Here is a 16672-nt window from a genome sequence, read left to right on the forward strand (position 1 = left end):
AAATGGATATGAACGCTTATCTATCAATGTTTATTGACGAATCAAATGATCATTTGCAGTCTTTAAACGAGAATCTATTGAAACTCGAAAGCGCTCCGGAAGACATTAGCATCGTTCAAATCATTTTCCGTTCTGCCCACACATTAAAAGGCATGTCAGCGACCATGGGCTTTGAAGATCTCGCGTCGCTCACGCATGAAATGGAAAATGTACTTGATCTTGTTCGTAATAACAAGCTCAAAATGGATAACTTCATTTTTGATACCCTATTTAAAGGTCTGGATGCCCTCGAATCTATGGTTCAAGACATTATTGGCGGCGGTACGGGGAAGGCGGATGTTACGTCCATCGTGGCTTCCTTGCAAACCATCGTGAAAGCTGACTATAAAAGTGAGCAAAGCACTTCTGCCGCAGCTGCAGCTGGGGGCAGCAATGGAGATGGAGCGATCTTAGACGAGTTCCAAAGCTCTATTCTCCTGCAATCTATCGATGCCGGCCACTCCGTCTATCATGTAGTAGTGACAGTCCGCGAGGATTGCGTGCTTAAAGCAGCACGTGCCTATATGGTATTTGATTTCCTGGAACGAAGCGGAGAGATTGTGAAATCAACTCCAAGCGTCCAAGAGATCGAGCAAGAAAAGTTCGATCGTTCCTTCACCGTGTTTACGATTGCCAGCATCTCAGAAGAGGCACTGCGCAAAGGCATTGAAACGGTTTCTGAAATCGAAGGTGCAGCCATAACACAGCTTGATCGTGAATCCTTACAGCAGCTTTGTGGCGCAGCATCGCAAAGTGCACCTGTTGCAGCAGCGAGTCCGGTGAACGCAGCCCAAGGAGAAGTGAATGCTGCTAGATCCCAGGCAGCAGCGACAACAACGGCTACAGCGGCTACACAGCCAACCGTATCGTCTGGTGGCAATGCTTCTCGCACAATACGCGTAGATATCGAGCGGCTGGATGCATTAATGAATCTATTTAGTGAGCTGCTGATAGATAGAGTTAGGCTTGAACAGCTTGCTAGTGAGATTCGCCGTAATGAACTTACTGAGACAGTAGAACACATGACTCGTGTCAGCAGTGACTTACAGAATATCGTACTTAAACTAAGAATGGTTCCGGTAGAATCGGTATTTAACCGCTTCCCACGTATGATTCGCGATCTTGCCAAGACGCTTGATAAGAAAGTGGATCTAATCCTCTCAGGAGCTGATACGGAGCTCGATCGTACTGTAATCGACGAAATCGGTGATCCTCTCGTTCATTTACTTCGCAACTCGCTGGATCATGGCATCGAACCGATTGCGGATCGAATTGCAGCGGGTAAGTCAGAGACGGGTGTTGTGCATCTCCGTGCTTTCCACAGCGGCAACCATGTCTTTATTGAAGTGGAAGAGGATGGCCGCGGAATTAACCGAGAGAAAGTGAAACAAATCGCCATTAAGAACGGAGTGGTTTCAGCTGAAGAAGCCAAGCGCCTAACAGACAGTGAAATTAACATGCTGATCTTCGCGGCAGGCTTCAGTACGGCGGACAAAATTTCCGATATTTCCGGCCGTGGCGTAGGACTTGACGTCGTCAAATCCAAAATTACTTCGCTCGGAGGTCATGTAAGTGTAGAATCCGAACCGGGAAAAGGCACGAAATTCTCGATTCAGCTGCCACTTACGCTTTCCATCATTTCTGCGATGCTAGTGAAGCTCGGGACGGAGAAATACGCGATTCCGCTTTCCTCTATCGTTGAAACTGGAATTGTACCGCGTGAGCAAATCCGTAAAATTCACGGCAATCGCATGATCGATTATCGCGGTTCATTGATACCGCTTATCTCTCTTAGTCAAGTGCTCGATGCGAAGTCCTTCCTAGAGGAAGAAGAGCATGAAACGGAGATCGTCGTTATTCGCAAAGGCGATAAAACGTGCGCAATTACGGTCGACGAATTTATCGGTCAAAGTGAGATCGTATTGAAATCGCTGGGCAAATATTTAACGAATATAGAAGCAATTTCTGGTGCGACCATTCTTGGCGATGGACAAGTTGCCTTGATCGTGGATCCAAACGCGCTCATTAAATAAAGGAGGGATTACGAATGGCTGAGGAAATCAAAGTTATCGTATTTGGCCTGGCACACGAAGAGTATGGAATTGAAGTGGAAAAAGTACGCACGATTGAGCGTATGCTGCCGATTACACGTGTTCCTAAAACACCGTCATTCATTAAAGGTGTCATTAACCTGCGTGGTGTTGTTCTTCCCGTCATCGATCTTCGCGGCCGTTTTAGCTTAGCGGAATCAGAAGAAACGGAAAGCTCCAGAATCATCATCGTAGCCGTAAATGATTTGGAAGTGGGATTCATCGTTGATTCGGCAAATGATGTCATCGATATTGATCCAGACTCCATCGATTCGCCTCCGGAAGTTGTGGGTGGCATTAAAGCGAAGTACTTACGCGGTGTAGCAAAAATCGGAGACAGCCGATTGCTTATCATGCTCAACCTTTCTGAAGTGCTCAATAAGAGCGAAATTATTCAACTGGAACAGCAAGAGGTTTAAGCCCCGTGAATCCATTAGATACGCTAGAAGCATTCAAGCTTGATGTATTGAAGGAAGTCGGGAACATCGGTGCGGGCAATGCAGCGACGGCGCTTTCCAGACTTCTGGACAAGCCTGTCGATATGAATGTGCCCACTGTCAGTTTAATCCCCTTCGAGCAGGTTGCCGATCGAGTAGGCGGATTTGAACAAGTAGTTATTGCCGTGTTCCTTCGAGTTGAAGGCGATGCTCCAGGTAATATGTTCTTTCTTATCGAGGAGCATTCAGCGAAGAAGTTGTTGCGTAATTTACTTTCCATTCCAGTTTTAGAAGAAGGATATTCCGAAATGGAATTTTCCGCACTGGCTGAGATCGGCAACATACTAGCAGGATCTTATTTATCATCTTTGGCCGATTTCACGCAGTTGAACATGTCGCCGACCGTCCCAGCCATCGCAATCGATATGGCCGGAGCTATCTTGAGTTATGGACTTGTTCAATATGGTGAAATGGGCGATTCCGCGCTGTTAATTGATACCGCGTTTCTTGAAGGTCGGGAGGAACTTGCAGGTCATTTCTTCCTTATTCCGGATCCAGAATCTTTTGGTAAAATATTTAGCGCTTTAGGAGTGCCTAACGAATGATGCAGGAAAATCTCGTGAAAGTGGGCATGGCCGACCTACAGATTGCACTGAATGGAGCAATCTTGAAAACAACGGGTCTCGGGTCATGCGTAGGCTTGACTTTGTTTGACGAACGCTCGAAGGTGGCAGGCATGGTACATGTCATGCTGCCCTCCTCCGAGATTGCAAGAGAGGCTCCGATTAATATCGCAAAATACGCTGATACATCGGTTCCTCATTTGATTGGGCTCATGAAGCAAGCAGGCGCAGAACCGAGAAGACTCGTTGCCAAGATGGCAGGCGGCGCGCAAATGTTCGCTTTCACATCAAACAGTGATTCGATGCGGATCGGTCCGCGGAATGTTGAATCCTGTAAAGAGATGCTGCGTCAATTCTCAATCCCGCTATTGGCGGAAGATACCGGAGCAAATTACGGTAGGACGATTGAATTTAACAGTCTAAGCGGTGTACTAGTGATACGCAGTGTGCAGCAAGGAGTAAAGGAGATTTAGCATGGTAGGGTCTTGGCGCTGGAATGTCTTCCTTGGAGTAGGCGGCAGTTTACTTACATTATTATTCTCGCTGGACAGTAATGGGATGGCGGTTACTAGCCTTCGTTGCTTGTATGCTTTTCTGACCTTTTTTGTACTGGGCTTTGTTTTCCGCGCGTTAGTGGCACTTATTATGAATCCAAAGGCGCAGGCTTTATCACAGCTAGACGGTGATGAATCGAAAGGGACTTCGATTGACTATGCAACACCGGATCAAAGTGATGAGTTGAATATTTTGTTGAAAAATCAGCTGGAAGGTACCCAATCGCTTGATGCAACGCAAGGAGCCATCTTTCAACCGCTGACACCTCCCAAATTAGTTTCAACTCAGAATAGAGAGCCTGAAGAACTGGCTAAAGCAATACGTCACCTAACAGGAGGGTGAGAAGATGATTGAGCCGAAAGCGCCTCATTTGTCTAACATCGAGATTTGGCAGAAGTGGAAAGAAGACGGGGACATTGAAGCGAAGAAACTGTTGATCGAACAATACTTAACGTTGGTTGATTATGTGAGTAACCGTATGGCTATCGGTTTGCCTAAGAATGTGTCCAAGGATGATTTGGCAAGCAATGGGGCTATGGGGTTAATTGATGCGATCGAGAAATTCGATTATAGACGTGGTCTTCAATTTGAAACGTATGCTTCATGGAGGATTCGTGGCGCTATCATCGATGGTTTGCGTCAAGGCGACTGGGTACCGCGTTCGGTACGCGAGAAAGCCAAGCGTATCGAAGAAGCGTATCAATTGCTTGAGCAGCAATATATGCGTTCGGTGACGGATGCGGAGATCAGCGGATATTTGGATGTTTCGGAGAAAGAGTTTGACGTTATGCTGCAAGAGATCGCGGTTACAACGGTATGCTCGCTCGAGGATCCGATTCGAGAAGAAGAATCCGAAACCCGCTTGTCGCTGCTCATCGATGAGAAAGCGAAGAACCCGGATTACAAGGTACATGAGTTTTTCCTTAAAGAATCACTGATTCGCGGTATCGATCGTTTGACTGAGAAAGAGAGAACGGTAATTTCGCTTTTCTATTACGAGGAGTTATCGCTAAGTGAAATTGCGGAAGTCATGTCATTATCACCTTCACGGATTTCACAACTTCATTCAAAAGCAATTTTGAGACTACGAGGTGCATTAGAAAAACAAAAGGATCAATTAATGCAGCATTAGTGTAATAAAGGGGGGCCAGTTTTGTCTACATCTGAAACATTACAATCACATCTCGTTGTTCAGCTTGCACCTGATAAACTGACCGCTACGATCCAATTTAATGTTGCGGATGAGCAGTTTTCATGTACGGAAGGGCAGCTAGAAGAGTTTTTGAAAAGCCACGGAGTTAGTTACGGCATCAGCCGCGACATGCTTCGAAGTATCTCGCAGCGGCCGAGTGCTTATTTTTACAGTCAAAATGTCATCGCACAGGGCAATCAACCCGTTCATGGTGAGGACGGCTACATCCGTTTCTCCCATGATATGAATGAAGGCGAATACCGTCCGGTGGAACTCGAAGGCGGTAAGATTGATTTTAAAGAAGTAACACAGCTGAAGAATGTGAAGCGTGGTCAATTGATCGCCGAGAAGGTTCCCGCTAAAGCGGGAGTGGATGGCAAGTCAGTAACCGGTGATCCGATTGCTTGCAGAAACGGAAAAGAAGCGTATTTTAAAATCGGCAAAAATGTCGTGTTGAATCCTGAACAAACAGCTATGTACGCTACAATTGACGGACTCATCTCGCTTACAGATAAAAGCAAGATCAATGTGTTCCCGGTTTTTGAAGTAAATGGCGATGTGGATTACAAGGTTGGCAACATTGATTTTGTAGGTACCGTAGTCATTCGAGGGAATGTATTGACCGGATTTAAGATTAAGGCATCCGGTGATATTCGAGTAATTGGCGGCGTTGAAGGTGCCGTACTCGAATCGGACGGCTCGATTGAAATTACCGGCGGCATACTCGCAAGTAATAAAGGCTATGTGAAAGCGAATCGCAATGTGAAAAGCTCGTTTATTCAAGACAGCAACGTCACAGCGGGAGAAGATGTACTAGTCTCGCAAAGTATCATGCACTCTCATGTTCGTGCGGGAAGAAATGTCGTTTGCAGTGGACCCAAAGGGCTGCTTGTCGGAGGGAATATCCAAGCCGGTGACCGTGTAGTAGCGAGAACGATTGGGAATACGATGTCAACGGCCACCACGCTCGAAGTTGGTGTGCGTCCGGAATTGAGAGCGGAGCTAAGCGATCTTCGCTTGCAAATTAAGCAATCCGTGGATAATTTGGACAAGACGGAGAAAGCACTCAAACTGCTGGACCAGCTTGCTGCTGCCGGCCAATTAACCCCTGATAAAATGACGATGCGCATTAAACTGACTTCTACCAAACGTGCTGCGGTAGAAGAGATCGCAACAGCAAAGGATCGCGTACTTGAAATTGAGAAGTCACTTGAAGATACCGATCGCGCCAGAATCGATGTCGTCAACGTCGTTTATGGAGGTACTAAGATCGTAATCGGCCGGTACACTCGTTTTGTCAAAGACGCGACGCAGCGTGTTTCTTTCCGGTATTTTGAAGGTGACATTGTAATGGCGCCTTACGTCTAGCACCTTATGTTGGGTTGAAGAATTGCTTGATGTTTAGGAGGAAACGGGATGCCTTTTAAACCTATTGATTTCCAAATGTCTATTCCGCGCATGCCTGATAACAGTTCGCAGCAGCAGCAGTTAAATCAGAGACCAGTCGCAGAACAAATGAGGCTGGAGAATGATACGGCCAAGCAAACCGAACTGCTGCGTAATCGAAATACAGCTGTTGAACAGAACATAGACACCAAGATCAAAGATAACCGGCAGCGGGGATCTGAGAGGAAGCAGAATCGGAAGAAACAGCAAGACGGTGAAGCTGGAGCGGATGCGGAAACCGAGCAAGGACAGAACCATCCCTATAAGGGAAAACATATCGACATATCAATGTAACTGATTGTTAAACCGAAATGCAGGTGAATGAAGATGGAATCATGGCAAACGATCATGTTAATAGGCGGAATTGTTGTGGTTTGCGCAGCTGTTCTGCCGCGTAGAGCATCAAATGGCAAACCGGAGCAATCGACGCAAACCGTTCGCAATATGGAAACGGCACTGGAGCAGTTTATGGAGAATATGGAAGCGGACAATCGAGAGCTTGTTGAGCTTGTCAGTAAATCCACCCAAGATACGCAGCTTCAGTCCAAGAAGCGCGATGAGCGAATGGAAGTGCTGGAGAAGCGCTGTGCCGAGCTTGAACGGCTTCTAGCTGAACAAACGAAGCTGCATGTTTCTGCAATGGAGCTTCAGTCTGTAAAGGCCCCGAATCCACCGATCAACCAAATACCGGATACTCAAGTAACTCAGCCGACGTTTCAAAATCCATTCGCTGCAGCGGCAATTGAAGCAGAAGCTGAGTTGGAAGCTGAAGAACCTATTTTAACGATTCGTGATCGTTACTCCGACTTATTTGAAATGTATCAAAGCGGAAAATCGATTGATGCAATAGCCAAGAAGCTCGGTAAAAACAAAGGTGAAGTCCAGCTTATTCTTCAGCTTTCGAAGCAGGAGGAAGCTGCGCGTCATGAATAAACGTACATTTCTCTTTGGTGTTGGTGTCGGAATTATTATTGGTGCAGCTCTTCTGCAGCTCATGTTTATAGGTGAGAACCAAGTGAACAGTATGGAAGAGCCGGTAAAGCAGGAGACTACAGAATCTGCGGTCATTGGGTATTCGAAAGCTGAACTGGATCAAGCTGTTGCCGATGAGCATAAACGGGTAGAGACTGAATATAAGAAGAAACTAGCGGAACAGCAGGCAAAACAGGATCAAGCGAAGCAAGATGCTGCAGCGGCTGCAGATAAGGATGATAAGGAGACAGCAGCAGCTTCAGAGAATACAGCTGTCTCTAAACCTATAGTCGTGCGCATTCCGCCGAATGCAAGTGTAACGGAAACAGCAGATATTTTGAATGCTAGTGGCGTCATAACGGATAAGAAAGCTTTTATCAGCCTGATGCGTACAACGATGATACGCGCAGGTTATTTTGCTTTTAAAGGTGACTTGTCCTTGAAGCAAATTCGCACGATTATTACGAGCAAACCGAATGCTTCTTCAGCCGATTTGCCTTCATCCGACGACTAAATCAGAGTCTAGCGAAATATGCTAAGGAAACCTGTCAATTGCGGTTGCATGCGTGCATACAGATGTGGTATAGTAATTGACGGTGTTAAAAACACACGCCGATTAATTTCGTTATTGGTGCTTCGACCCGGTCGAAGTGATGACGGAAAATGATATTGGCGGAGGTAACCACTAAAAACCATTTAACAGGAGGTGTGTAAGAGATGGCGGTAATTTCCATGAAACAGCTTCTAGAAGCTGGGGTACACTTCGGTCACCAAACTCGTCGTTGGAACCCTAAGATGGATCGTTATATCTTCACAGAACGTAACGGTATTTACATCATTGACTTGCAGAAAACAGTTAAGAAAGTCGAAGAAGCTTACAACTTCGTACGTTCGATCGGCGAAGAAGGCGGCACAATTCTCTTCGTAGGTACTAAGAAACAAGCACAAGATTCGGTGAAAGAAGAAGCAGAACGTTGCGGCAACTTCTACATCAATCAACGTTGGCTCGGCGGCACGCTGACTAACTTCCAAACGATTCAAAAACGTATCGACCGTCTTAAAACGCTTGAGAAATGGGAAGAGGACGGCACTTTCGAAGTTCTTCCTAAGAAAGAAGTTATCATTCTCCGTAAAGAGAAAGATCGTCTTGAAAAATTCCTCGGCGGTATCAAAGGCATGAGAGGTTTGCCAAGCGCATTGTTCATCATCGACCCACGCAAAGAGCGTATCGCGGTTGCTGAAGCACGCAAACTTGGTATCCCAATCGTAGGTATCGTTGATACAAACTGTGATCCGGATGAAATCGACTACGTGATCCCAGGTAACGATGATGCAATCCGTGCAGTTAAATTGCTGACAGCTAAAATGGCTGATGCAATTGTTGAATCGCGTCAAGGCGAAGTAACAACTGCTTAATAGAGTTTACGATACGACACGAAAGGGTGGTCAGAAGGTGCATAACCTCTCACCGCCCTTTTTTCGAATGTTCACGCTGATTGTTTTGAATGGACCAACGGTTCACTCCGCGGTCAGTTATACTTAACTAATTTCAGGAGGTTTCCAACATGGCAGTTAGTGCGAGTGCAGTAAAAGAATTGCGTGAAAGAACAGGCGCAGGCATGCTTGATTGTAAAAAAGCGCTTGATGAAACAAACGGTGATATCCCGAAAGCAATCGACTTGCTTCGTGAAAAAGGTCTTTCCGCAGCAGCAAACAAAGCGGGTCGTGTAGCTACTGAAGGTACAGTAGAATCCTACATCCACGCTGGCGGCCGTATCGGTGTCCTGGTTGAAATCAACTGCGAAACTGACTTCGTTGGTAAAACAGAACAATTCCGCGAGTTCGCTCGTGATATCGCAATGCAAATCGCAGCTGCAAACCCTAAGTTTGTTAGCCGTGAAGAAGTATCCCAGGATGAGCTTGATAAAGAGCGCGAAATCCTGAGAGCGCAAGCGCTGAATGAAGGCAAACCAGAGAAAATCGTTGAAAAAATGGTTGATGGCCGTATCAGCAAATACTACGAAGAATACTGCTTGCTTGAGCAGCCGTTCATCAAAGATCCAGACAAAACAATCCATACCTTGCTGAAAGAGAAAATCAGCACAATTGGAGAGAATATCTCTATCCGCCGCTTTGCTCGTTTTGAGCTTGGTGAAGGCCTTGAGAAAAAAGAAGACAACTTCGTTGCAGAAGTTATGTCGCAAGCTAAATTGTAAACCGAACGCGCAGGCGGGGCGGGGCGTTCGCCCCGCCTATTTCCTATAATTAGGTCTAAATTTTCAAGTCCGTATACGGCCTTTTAAACAAAGTTGATGATGGAGGTATACCAAGTTGCAAAGTCCCGTGTACAAACGTATAGTGCTGAAGGTGAGCGGCGAATCGCTCTCGGGTAATAATGGCTTTGGAATTGATTCCGCAATGATTTCCTCGATTGCAGAGCAAGTGAAAGAAGTAGTGAAACTGAATGTTGAAGTCGCGATCGTATGTGGCGGCGGAAACATCTGGCGTGGAATTGCCGGTTCGGAGAAAGGTATCGACCGTGCTACAGCAGATTATATGGGTATGTTGGCAACAGTCATGAACTCTTTGGCCCTTCAAGATGCGCTTGAGCAAATCGATGTGCCAACTCGTGTGCAAACATCAATCGCCATGCAGCAAATCGCTGAGCCTTACATACGCCGCCGGGCGATCCGTCACCTGGAAAAAGGGCGTGTCGTTATTTTCGCGGCAGGCACAGGCAATCCATTCTTCTCCACCGATACGACTGCAGCGTTGCGCGCAGCAGAAATCGAAGCAGAAGTTATCCTAATGGCGAAAAATAAAGTGGATGGCGTATATTCCGCAGATCCATTTAAAGACGCGACAGCGGAGAAGTTTGAAACGCTGACGTATATGGAAGTCCTGAACCGCAATCTGGGCGTCATGGACTCAACCGCTTCATCGCTTTGCATGGACAACAACATTCCACTTGTCGTCTTCAACATTACCGAACAAGGGAATATCAAACGTGTTGTCCTTGGTGAGAAAATCGGTACTATTGTGATGAAAGGTAGTGTGAACTAATGCCACAAGCCATTAAGAAAAGCGCAGAAGATCGGATGGAGAAAGCGATCGGAGCACTGAGACGTGATCTTTCAACACTTCGTGCAGGCCGTGCTACACCAGCGCTGCTTGACCGGATCCAAGTTGAATATTACGGTGCAATGACACCGGTCAATCAATTGGCTAACGTCAATACGCCTGATTCCCGGACGCTCATGATTCAGCCATGGGATAAATCCTCCCTATCTGCGATTGAGAAAGCGATCATGAAATCGGATCTCGGATTGACACCATCGAATGATGGCGCAACCATTCGCCTCAGCATACCAATGCTGACAGAAGAACGCCGCTCGGAGCTTGTCAAATTGACGAAGAAGTTTGGCGAAGAAGCGAAGGTAGCGATCCGTAACGTTCGACGCGACGCGAATGACGACATTAAGAAACTCGAAAAAACCGAGATTTCTGAAGATGAGTCCCGCCGACACCAAGATGACGTTCAGAAAACAACGGATAAATTCATCGCAGAAGTGGAAAAAGTTCTCGCTGCGAAAGAGAAAGAAATCATGGAAGTATAATGCAAGCTCTCCGGCCCCTCCGAATGGTGGGGTTTGTTGCATAAATCAACGTTAGCGTGGGAGGACGAGCGTGTGTTAAAACGATTGAAGGAGTTATTCGGTAAAGCGTCCGCGAAACCATCTTCGCCGACGCTTGATCCGGATGGCATCCCGGAGCATATCGCCATTATTATGGACGGCAACGGCAGATGGGCCAAGAGCCGCGGTTTGCCTCGAATGGCCGGACACCACTCTGGAATGAAAACAGTCAAGAAAATTACGATGGCTGCCGATCGACTGGGTGTGAAATATTTGACGCTATATGCCTTCTCTACGGAAAACTGGAAGCGTCCGAAAGCTGAAGTGGAGTTTCTTATGAAGCTGCCTCAGGAATTTCTTTCTATAGAACTCAAGGATCTGATTGAGAATAATGTTCAGGTTCGCATGATGGGATATAAAGGTGATTTGCCGGACTATACGCTGAGAGCGGTAGAAGAGGCGATCAACAAAACGGCTAAAAATACAGGGCTTGTTCTCAACTTCGCCCTAAATTATGGCAGCCGGAAAGAAATGATTGAAGCGGTACGTGTGATCGGTCAAGCTGTTCAAGAAGGCAAGCTTTCGCCGGATGATATTGATGAATCAATGATGGAAGCTAACTTGCTGTCTGCAGGTGTTCCTGATCCTGATTTACTCATTCGTACGAGCGGTGAACTGCGTTTGAGCAACTTCATGCTCTGGCAGCTTGCTTACAGCGAGATGTGGTTTACAGACGTCTATTGGCCTGAGTTTACAGAAGAGCATTTCTTTGAAGCTGTTCGAGAGTATCAGCGTCGCGGCCGTCGCTACGGCGGACTGTAATCGGCCTTACTGGAGAGTGTCATACAGGTGAAACAACGTATAATTACCGGCCTTATCGGCGGCGCAGCATTTATATTTCTAACTGTACTTGGCGGATGGTTTTTCTTTGCACTCCTCCTATTACTAGCTGTTATTGGGTTTATGGAATATACACGGATGAATGGCGTCTCTGCTAAACATCCGCTATCGTTAATCGGACTGGCGGGTATGCTGGTCTTGTTTATTCCTTGGGAAGATTTCGGCCTAGACTCGCCTACAGCCATACATACCATTTGGTTATTGTTATTCTTATTGCTCACGGTAACGGTATTGACGAAAAATGTCATTACCATTGACGGTGCAGCTTTAATGTTGCTTGGCGCTTTATACGTAGGCTATGGATTTCATGCGATGTACGAAGTACGTAACGCGGAATTCCATGGTTTGCTTACGACCTGCATGGCTTTCGGCGCAATATGGGCTTCCGACATCGGAGCTTATTTCACCGGACGAGCATTCGGGAAAAATAAACTGTGGCCATCCATCAGTCCAAATAAAACAATTGAAGGCTCGATCGGCGGCATTGTGCTTTCACTAGCCATCGCGGCCATTTTTGCATTGACATACCCGGATATCATCAGCATCAGCAGGGCACTGCTTATCGGTCTCATTGCAGCTGTTGCAGGGCAGTTTGGAGATCTCATTCAATCGGCTTACAAACGCATTCGCGGCATCAAAGATACGGGATCGATTTTACCCGGTCATGGTGGTGTATTGGATCGTTGTGATAGCTGGCTAATCGTGTTTCCATTGCTCGTTATGACCGAGCTGCTCCCGCTCTGATTCAAGGAGGCTCCTTAGCGTTGAAGAAAATAACGATTCTCGGTTCTACCGGTTCTATAGGGACGCAAACCTTAGATATTCTAGGCCATGAGCCCGATCGCTATCAGGTTGAAGGTTTGGCCGCAGGCAGCAATTTGCAATTACTCATTCAGCAAGCTAATCAATTCAAGCCGAAGACCGTTTGTTTATCGACAAAGGCATTAGCTGATGAAGCGATTCCTCATCTGCCGAAAGGAACTAAAGTTCTTTACGGCAATGAAGGATTGGTTGAAATCGCAGCTGATAATGAAGCTGATACTGTAGTCACTGCAATCGTTGGCAGTCGCGGCCTTCAAGCCACACTAGCCGCAATTGATGCAGGCAAACATATCGGACTTGCGAATAAGGAAACGCTCGTAACGGCAGGTCATATTGTTATGAAGCGTGCCATCGATAAAGGTGTGTCCATCCTGCCTATCGATAGCGAGCACTCCGCTATTTTCCAATGCTTGAACGGAGAACGCCGCAGTGATGTACACCGCATTACACTTACAGCATCAGGAGGCTCCTTCCGTGACCGTTCGCGGGCAGAGCTTGAAGGGGTTACCGTTGCTGAAGCACTGAATCACCCAAACTGGTCGATGGGTGCCAAGATCACTATCGATTCGGCGACAATGGCCAATAAAGGACTTGAGGTTATTGAAGCTCATTGGTTATTCGGTCTTCCATACAGTCAAATCGATGTTCTCATTCATCCGGAGAGTATTATCCACTCTTATGTTGAATTCGTAGATCACAGCATTATTGCACAGTTGGGAATGCCGGATATGCGAGTTCCGATTCAATATGCACTTACCTATCCGGAGCGTAGGCCAACGCCAACGGAACGACTGAATTTAGCGAAATTGTCCGCCTTGCATTTCCGGGAAATGGACTTTGATCGCTATCCATGCCTTCGATTTGCATATGAGAGCGGGCTGGCCGGTCAATCCGCGCCTACAGTCTTCAATGCAGCGAATGAAACGGCCGTTGCGCGCTTCTTGGCTGGCGGGATCACATTCCTTGAGATCGAAACTGTTATAGCAGCTGTGCTGGATAAGCATCAGCTTGTGGATGTTCCCGATGTCGAGGCCATCGCAGAAGTAGATGCCTGGGCTCGAAGAGAAGCGGCAAGCATCTAACCGGGGGTTCTCTTGTATCGAACGGGAGAATAATGATAATCTAAGTACAGGCCGTTACGAACAGGAGGCAAGGGGAACGATGCATACGATTCAAGTCGTCTTTTTGACGGTAATGGTCTTCTTCGTCATTGTGACCATTCACGAGTGGGGTCATTTTTATTTTGCGAAGCGTGCCGGAATATTGGTTAGAGAGTTTGCGATTGGGTTTGGTCCAAAGCTGTTTTCCATTAAACGTGGTGAAACCAGATACACGCTGCGGCTTGTCCCAGCTGGCGGTTTTGTCCGAATGGCCGGTGAGGATCCGGAGTTAATTGAGATTCATCCCGGGCAGACAGTCGCAGTACGGGTGAAAGATAACACGGTTACTCGTATTTACTTAGATCGTTTGGATGATCGCAGCAATGTTGTTCGCGGTGAAGTTGAAACGATCGATATCGAGCGTAAACTCAAGCTTACTCTGAGTGCCGACGGAATCACAGATTCTTATGACGTACATCCGCAAGCGCTGATGATCAGTAAAGGGAAAGAAACGCAGATCGCACCGATCGACCGCCAATTCGGCAGCAAAACAGTTGGTCAACGGGCACTCGCTATCGTTGCGGGTCCTGTCATGAACTTTGTTTTGGCTTTCGTGTTGTTCGGTCTGTATTTCCAAATGGCTGGCGTTCCGATGGAGAATCCGGATCGTTTGTTAATCGGCAGCGTAGTTGCAGGGATGCCGGCATCACAGACGGATCTTCGTGTCGGCGATGTCATTGATTCGGTGAACGGGGAAAAAATCGGCGGCGATTCCAATAAGATGATCGAGCTGATCAGTAAATCGGTCAACGTACCGCTCGTATTTAATGTGCTGCGTGACGGAAAGCCGATCTCATTCAAGATCACACCGAAGAAGGATCCCACTACAGGTGTCGGTAAACTAGGCATCTCAGCTGCGGTACCTACACGTTCTGTAACGTTTGGCGAAACGTTCACTTATGCCGGAAAAGCGATGAAGAACATGACGATCATGATCTTCGATGGATTTAAGAAGCTGATTCTCGGTGATTTCAAGATGGAGGATCTTGGCGGACCGGTACGGACTGCCCAAGTGACTAGTCAAATCGCGGATGAAGGCGTAGTCCAGCTGACTTCATGGGTAGCGGTTCTCAGTCTGTATTTAGGGATCTTTAACCTGCTGCCGATACCGGCACTGGATGGAAGCCGATTGGTATTCCTCGGATTTGAAGCTGTACGAGGCCGTCCGGTTGATCCAAACCGGGAAAGCATGGTGCATTTTATCGGCTTTGCGATGCTGATGCTGCTCATGCTGGCGGTTACTTATAATGATATATTGCGATTGGTACGAGGGGAGCACTGAGTCGGTCATGTCGAAGGATAAGCAATTCGTAACGGAAATTACACCGCAAAACGAGGATTTCTCGCGGTGGTATATCGATGTAATCAAGAAAGCGGAATTAATGGATTATTCCCCGGTGCGCGGTTGTATCGTATTCCGTCCAGAGGGTTTTGAAATTTGGGAGCATATGAAGGATGAGCTGGACCGCAGGTTCAAAGAAACCGGTCACCGGAATGCATACTTCCCAATGTTCATTCCGGAGAGCTTCTTCCTTAAAGAGAAAGAACACGTGGAAGGATTCAATCCAGAGCTGCCATGGGTAACCGAAGCCGGTGGAGAGAAGCTTGAAGAACGTTTGGCGATTCGCCCGACATCGGAAACGATTATCGGCCATATGTACTCCAAATGGATTCAATCCTATCGGGACCTGCCCGTACTGATCAATCAATGGGCAAACGTAGTTCGCTGGGAGAAGCGGACATTGCCATTCTTGCGTACAACCGAGTTTCTGTGGCAGGAAGGCCATACAGCGCATGAAACCGAAACAGAAGCGCGGGAAGAAACAAACCAAATGCTCGAAATTTATCGCGACTTCTGCGAGAACTATTTGGCAATTCCGGTCATTATGGGGCAGAAGACACCATCGGAGCGTTTTGCCGGTGCGGTAGATACGTATTCGATTGAGGCGATGATGAAAGACGGCCGTGCCGTACAAGCAGGAACGTCCCATTACCTTGGCAATAAATTCGCAGTTGCGTTCGATATTAAGTACTTGGACCGCGAGAATACACAACAGTTTGTTCACACCACCTCATGGGGAGTATCGACACGTCTTCTAGGTGCAATGATCATGGTTCATGGTGATGATCGCGGTCTGGTGCTTCCTCCGAAGGTTGCACCGACGCAAGTCATCATGATTCCAATCGGACCGCCGAAGACACGTGAGCAAGTGGTTGGACGCGTGGACGAGCTGTTCGCTGAGCTGAAGAAAGCAGGCATCCGCGTGAAAGTGGATGATCGCAGCGATGTAAGCCCAGGCTGGAAATTCAATGAATATGAAATGCGCGGCGTACCGATTCGTCTTGAGCTTGGACCTCGTGATATGGAGAATGGACAAGTCGTTCTCGTGTCGCGTATTACCGGTGAGAAGCGAATTGTCCTGCAAAGTAATTTGAAGGAAGAAATTGAGCATATGCTGACTGAGACGCATAATGATATGCTTGAGCGTGCTAAGCAATTCCGTACGGAGCATACTTACTCGGTGGAGACGCTTGATGAGATGAAGGCACTCTTCGAAGAGCAGCGCGGGTTCGCGCTTGCCGGATGGTGTGGATCTGATGCATGTGAGCGCCAAGTGAAGGAAGAAACGGGTGCAACAAGCCGTAATATTCCGTTTGAGCCTGCTGAGCACAAAACAGTTTGTCTCGTTTGTGGAGAGAAATCCGAGCATTCCGTCGTATTCGCCAGAGCTTATTAATTGCAACAAGAGTAAAAAAGGAATAAACGGCTGTATTCGCTGAAAGGCGGCGACAGCCGTTTC

19 protein-coding genes are annotated in these 16672 nt (G+C 47.1%); all 19 read left to right on the forward strand.

Annotated elements, in window-relative coordinates:
- Nucleotides 1-2 precede the first annotated feature (2 nt).
- The 19 genes from AC50Y3_RS12515 (at nucleotide 3) to proS (ending at nucleotide 16609) form a co-directional block, all read left to right on the forward strand.
- The gene (locus AC50Y3_RS12515; protein ID WP_494819051.1) at nucleotides 3-2072 is read left to right on the forward strand and encodes a chemotaxis protein CheW; all 2070 of its coding nucleotides are present in this window, start codon (nucleotides 3-5) and stop codon (nucleotides 2070-2072) included.
- Between the two features lie 14 nt (nucleotides 2073-2086).
- The gene (locus tag AC50Y3_RS12520) at nucleotides 2087-2548 is read left to right on the forward strand and encodes a chemotaxis protein CheW (RefSeq protein ID WP_494819052.1); all 462 of its coding nucleotides are present in this window, start codon (nucleotides 2087-2089) and stop codon (nucleotides 2546-2548) included.
- A gap of 5 nt (nucleotides 2549-2553) precedes the next feature.
- Nucleotides 2554-3171, forward strand: coding sequence for a chemotaxis protein CheC (locus AC50Y3_RS12525; protein WP_494819053.1), 618 nt, complete (start codon nucleotides 2554-2556; stop codon nucleotides 3169-3171).
- Complete coding sequence (locus AC50Y3_RS12530; protein ID WP_494819054.1) at nucleotides 3168-3662, forward strand: chemotaxis protein CheD; 495 nt, start codon at nucleotides 3168-3170, stop codon at nucleotides 3660-3662. The genes AC50Y3_RS12525 and AC50Y3_RS12530 overlap by 4 nt, the downstream gene beginning before the upstream one ends.
- Nucleotide 3663: 1 nt before the next feature.
- The gene (locus tag AC50Y3_RS12535) at nucleotides 3664-4086 is read left to right on the forward strand and encodes a hypothetical protein (RefSeq protein ID WP_494819055.1); all 423 of its coding nucleotides are present in this window, start codon (nucleotides 3664-3666) and stop codon (nucleotides 4084-4086) included.
- A gap of 4 nt (nucleotides 4087-4090) precedes the next feature.
- Nucleotides 4091-4876, forward strand: coding sequence for a FliA/WhiG family RNA polymerase sigma factor (locus tag AC50Y3_RS12540; protein ID WP_091218697.1), 786 nt, complete (start codon nucleotides 4091-4093; stop codon nucleotides 4874-4876).
- Nucleotides 4877-4897: 21 nt separating this feature from the next.
- Complete coding sequence (locus tag AC50Y3_RS12545; protein WP_494819056.1) at nucleotides 4898-6304, forward strand: flagellar assembly protein A; 1407 nt, start codon at nucleotides 4898-4900, stop codon at nucleotides 6302-6304.
- 48 nt (nucleotides 6305-6352) lie between these two features.
- Nucleotides 6353-6676: a hypothetical protein gene (locus AC50Y3_RS12550; protein ID WP_494819057.1), complete on the forward strand. Its 324-nt coding sequence runs from the start codon at nucleotides 6353-6355 to the stop codon at nucleotides 6674-6676.
- A gap of 33 nt (nucleotides 6677-6709) precedes the next feature.
- Nucleotides 6710-7315, forward strand: a complete 606-nt coding sequence (locus AC50Y3_RS12555) for a hypothetical protein (protein WP_494819058.1) — start codon at nucleotides 6710-6712, stop codon at nucleotides 7313-7315.
- Nucleotides 7308-7868 carry a hypothetical protein gene (locus AC50Y3_RS12560; protein ID WP_494819059.1) on the forward strand — a complete coding sequence of 187 codons (561 nt, stop codon included), beginning with the start codon at nucleotides 7308-7310 and terminating at the stop codon, nucleotides 7866-7868. Before AC50Y3_RS12555 ends, AC50Y3_RS12560 begins: the two co-directional genes overlap by 8 nt.
- A 203-nt stretch (nucleotides 7869-8071) precedes the next feature.
- Nucleotides 8072-8770, forward strand: coding sequence for a 30S ribosomal protein S2 (gene rpsB / locus AC50Y3_RS12565; RefSeq protein ID WP_090976482.1), 699 nt, complete (start codon nucleotides 8072-8074; stop codon nucleotides 8768-8770).
- Between the two features lie 149 nt (nucleotides 8771-8919).
- Nucleotides 8920-9570 carry a translation elongation factor Ts gene (gene tsf / locus AC50Y3_RS12570; RefSeq protein ID WP_494819060.1) on the forward strand — a complete coding sequence of 217 codons (651 nt, stop codon included), beginning with the start codon at nucleotides 8920-8922 and terminating at the stop codon, nucleotides 9568-9570.
- A gap of 115 nt (nucleotides 9571-9685) precedes the next feature.
- Nucleotides 9686-10417 carry a UMP kinase gene (gene pyrH, locus AC50Y3_RS12575; RefSeq protein ID WP_494819061.1) on the forward strand — a complete coding sequence of 244 codons (732 nt, stop codon included), beginning with the start codon at nucleotides 9686-9688 and terminating at the stop codon, nucleotides 10415-10417.
- Nucleotides 10417-10971, forward strand: a complete 555-nt coding sequence (gene frr, locus AC50Y3_RS12580) for a ribosome recycling factor (RefSeq protein WP_494819062.1) — start codon at nucleotides 10417-10419, stop codon at nucleotides 10969-10971. Before pyrH ends, frr begins: the two co-directional genes overlap by 1 nt.
- A 72-nt stretch (nucleotides 10972-11043) precedes the next feature.
- Complete coding sequence (gene uppS, locus AC50Y3_RS12585; RefSeq protein ID WP_494819063.1) at nucleotides 11044-11811, forward strand: undecaprenyl pyrophosphate synthase; 768 nt, start codon at nucleotides 11044-11046, stop codon at nucleotides 11809-11811.
- A gap of 27 nt (nucleotides 11812-11838) precedes the next feature.
- The gene (locus tag AC50Y3_RS12590) at nucleotides 11839-12633 is read left to right on the forward strand and encodes a phosphatidate cytidylyltransferase (protein WP_494819064.1); all 795 of its coding nucleotides are present in this window, start codon (nucleotides 11839-11841) and stop codon (nucleotides 12631-12633) included.
- 20 nt (nucleotides 12634-12653) lie between these two features.
- Nucleotides 12654-13793, forward strand: coding sequence for a 1-deoxy-D-xylulose-5-phosphate reductoisomerase (locus tag AC50Y3_RS12595; protein ID WP_494819065.1), 1140 nt, complete (start codon nucleotides 12654-12656; stop codon nucleotides 13791-13793).
- Between the two features lie 79 nt (nucleotides 13794-13872).
- Complete coding sequence (rseP, locus tag AC50Y3_RS12600) at nucleotides 13873-15153, forward strand: RIP metalloprotease RseP (protein ID WP_494819066.1); 1281 nt, start codon at nucleotides 13873-13875, stop codon at nucleotides 15151-15153.
- A 7-nt stretch (nucleotides 15154-15160) separates the two neighbouring features.
- Complete coding sequence (gene proS / locus AC50Y3_RS12605; RefSeq protein WP_494819067.1) at nucleotides 15161-16609, forward strand: proline--tRNA ligase; 1449 nt, start codon at nucleotides 15161-15163, stop codon at nucleotides 16607-16609.
- The last annotated feature ends 63 nt before the right edge of the window (nucleotides 16610-16672 follow it).

The organism is Paenibacillus sp. J22R98, from assembly GCF_059383835.1.

What these genes read in the sequence shown, in the direction of transcription:
- AC50Y3_RS12515 (WP_494819051.1), top strand. Translation starts at nt 3, where the DNA reads ATGGATATGAACGCTTATCTATCAATGTTTATTGACGAATCAAATGAT.
- AC50Y3_RS12520 (WP_494819052.1), top strand. Translation starts at nt 2,087, where the DNA reads ATGGCTGAGGAAATCAAAGTTATCGTATTTGGCCTGGCACACGAAGAG.
- AC50Y3_RS12530 (WP_494819054.1), top strand. Translation starts at nt 3,168, where the DNA reads ATGATGCAGGAAAATCTCGTGAAAGTGGGCATGGCCGACCTACAGATT.
- AC50Y3_RS12535 (WP_494819055.1), top strand. Translation starts at nt 3,664, where the DNA reads ATGGTAGGGTCTTGGCGCTGGAATGTCTTCCTTGGAGTAGGCGGCAGT.
- AC50Y3_RS12540 (WP_091218697.1), top strand. Translation starts at nt 4,091, where the DNA reads ATGATTGAGCCGAAAGCGCCTCATTTGTCTAACATCGAGATTTGGCAG.
- AC50Y3_RS12550 (WP_494819057.1), top strand. Translation starts at nt 6,353, where the DNA reads ATGCCTTTTAAACCTATTGATTTCCAAATGTCTATTCCGCGCATGCCT.
- AC50Y3_RS12555 (WP_494819058.1), top strand. Translation starts at nt 6,710, where the DNA reads ATGGAATCATGGCAAACGATCATGTTAATAGGCGGAATTGTTGTGGTT.
- AC50Y3_RS12560 (WP_494819059.1), top strand. Translation starts at nt 7,308, where the DNA reads ATGAATAAACGTACATTTCTCTTTGGTGTTGGTGTCGGAATTATTATT.
- rpsB (WP_090976482.1), top strand. Translation starts at nt 8,072, where the DNA reads ATGGCGGTAATTTCCATGAAACAGCTTCTAGAAGCTGGGGTACACTTC.
- tsf (WP_494819060.1), top strand. Translation starts at nt 8,920, where the DNA reads ATGGCAGTTAGTGCGAGTGCAGTAAAAGAATTGCGTGAAAGAACAGGC.
- frr (WP_494819062.1), top strand. Translation starts at nt 10,417, where the DNA reads ATGCCACAAGCCATTAAGAAAAGCGCAGAAGATCGGATGGAGAAAGCG.
- rseP (WP_494819066.1), top strand. Translation starts at nt 13,873, where the DNA reads ATGCATACGATTCAAGTCGTCTTTTTGACGGTAATGGTCTTCTTCGTC.
- proS (WP_494819067.1), top strand. Translation starts at nt 15,161, where the DNA reads ATGTCGAAGGATAAGCAATTCGTAACGGAAATTACACCGCAAAACGAG.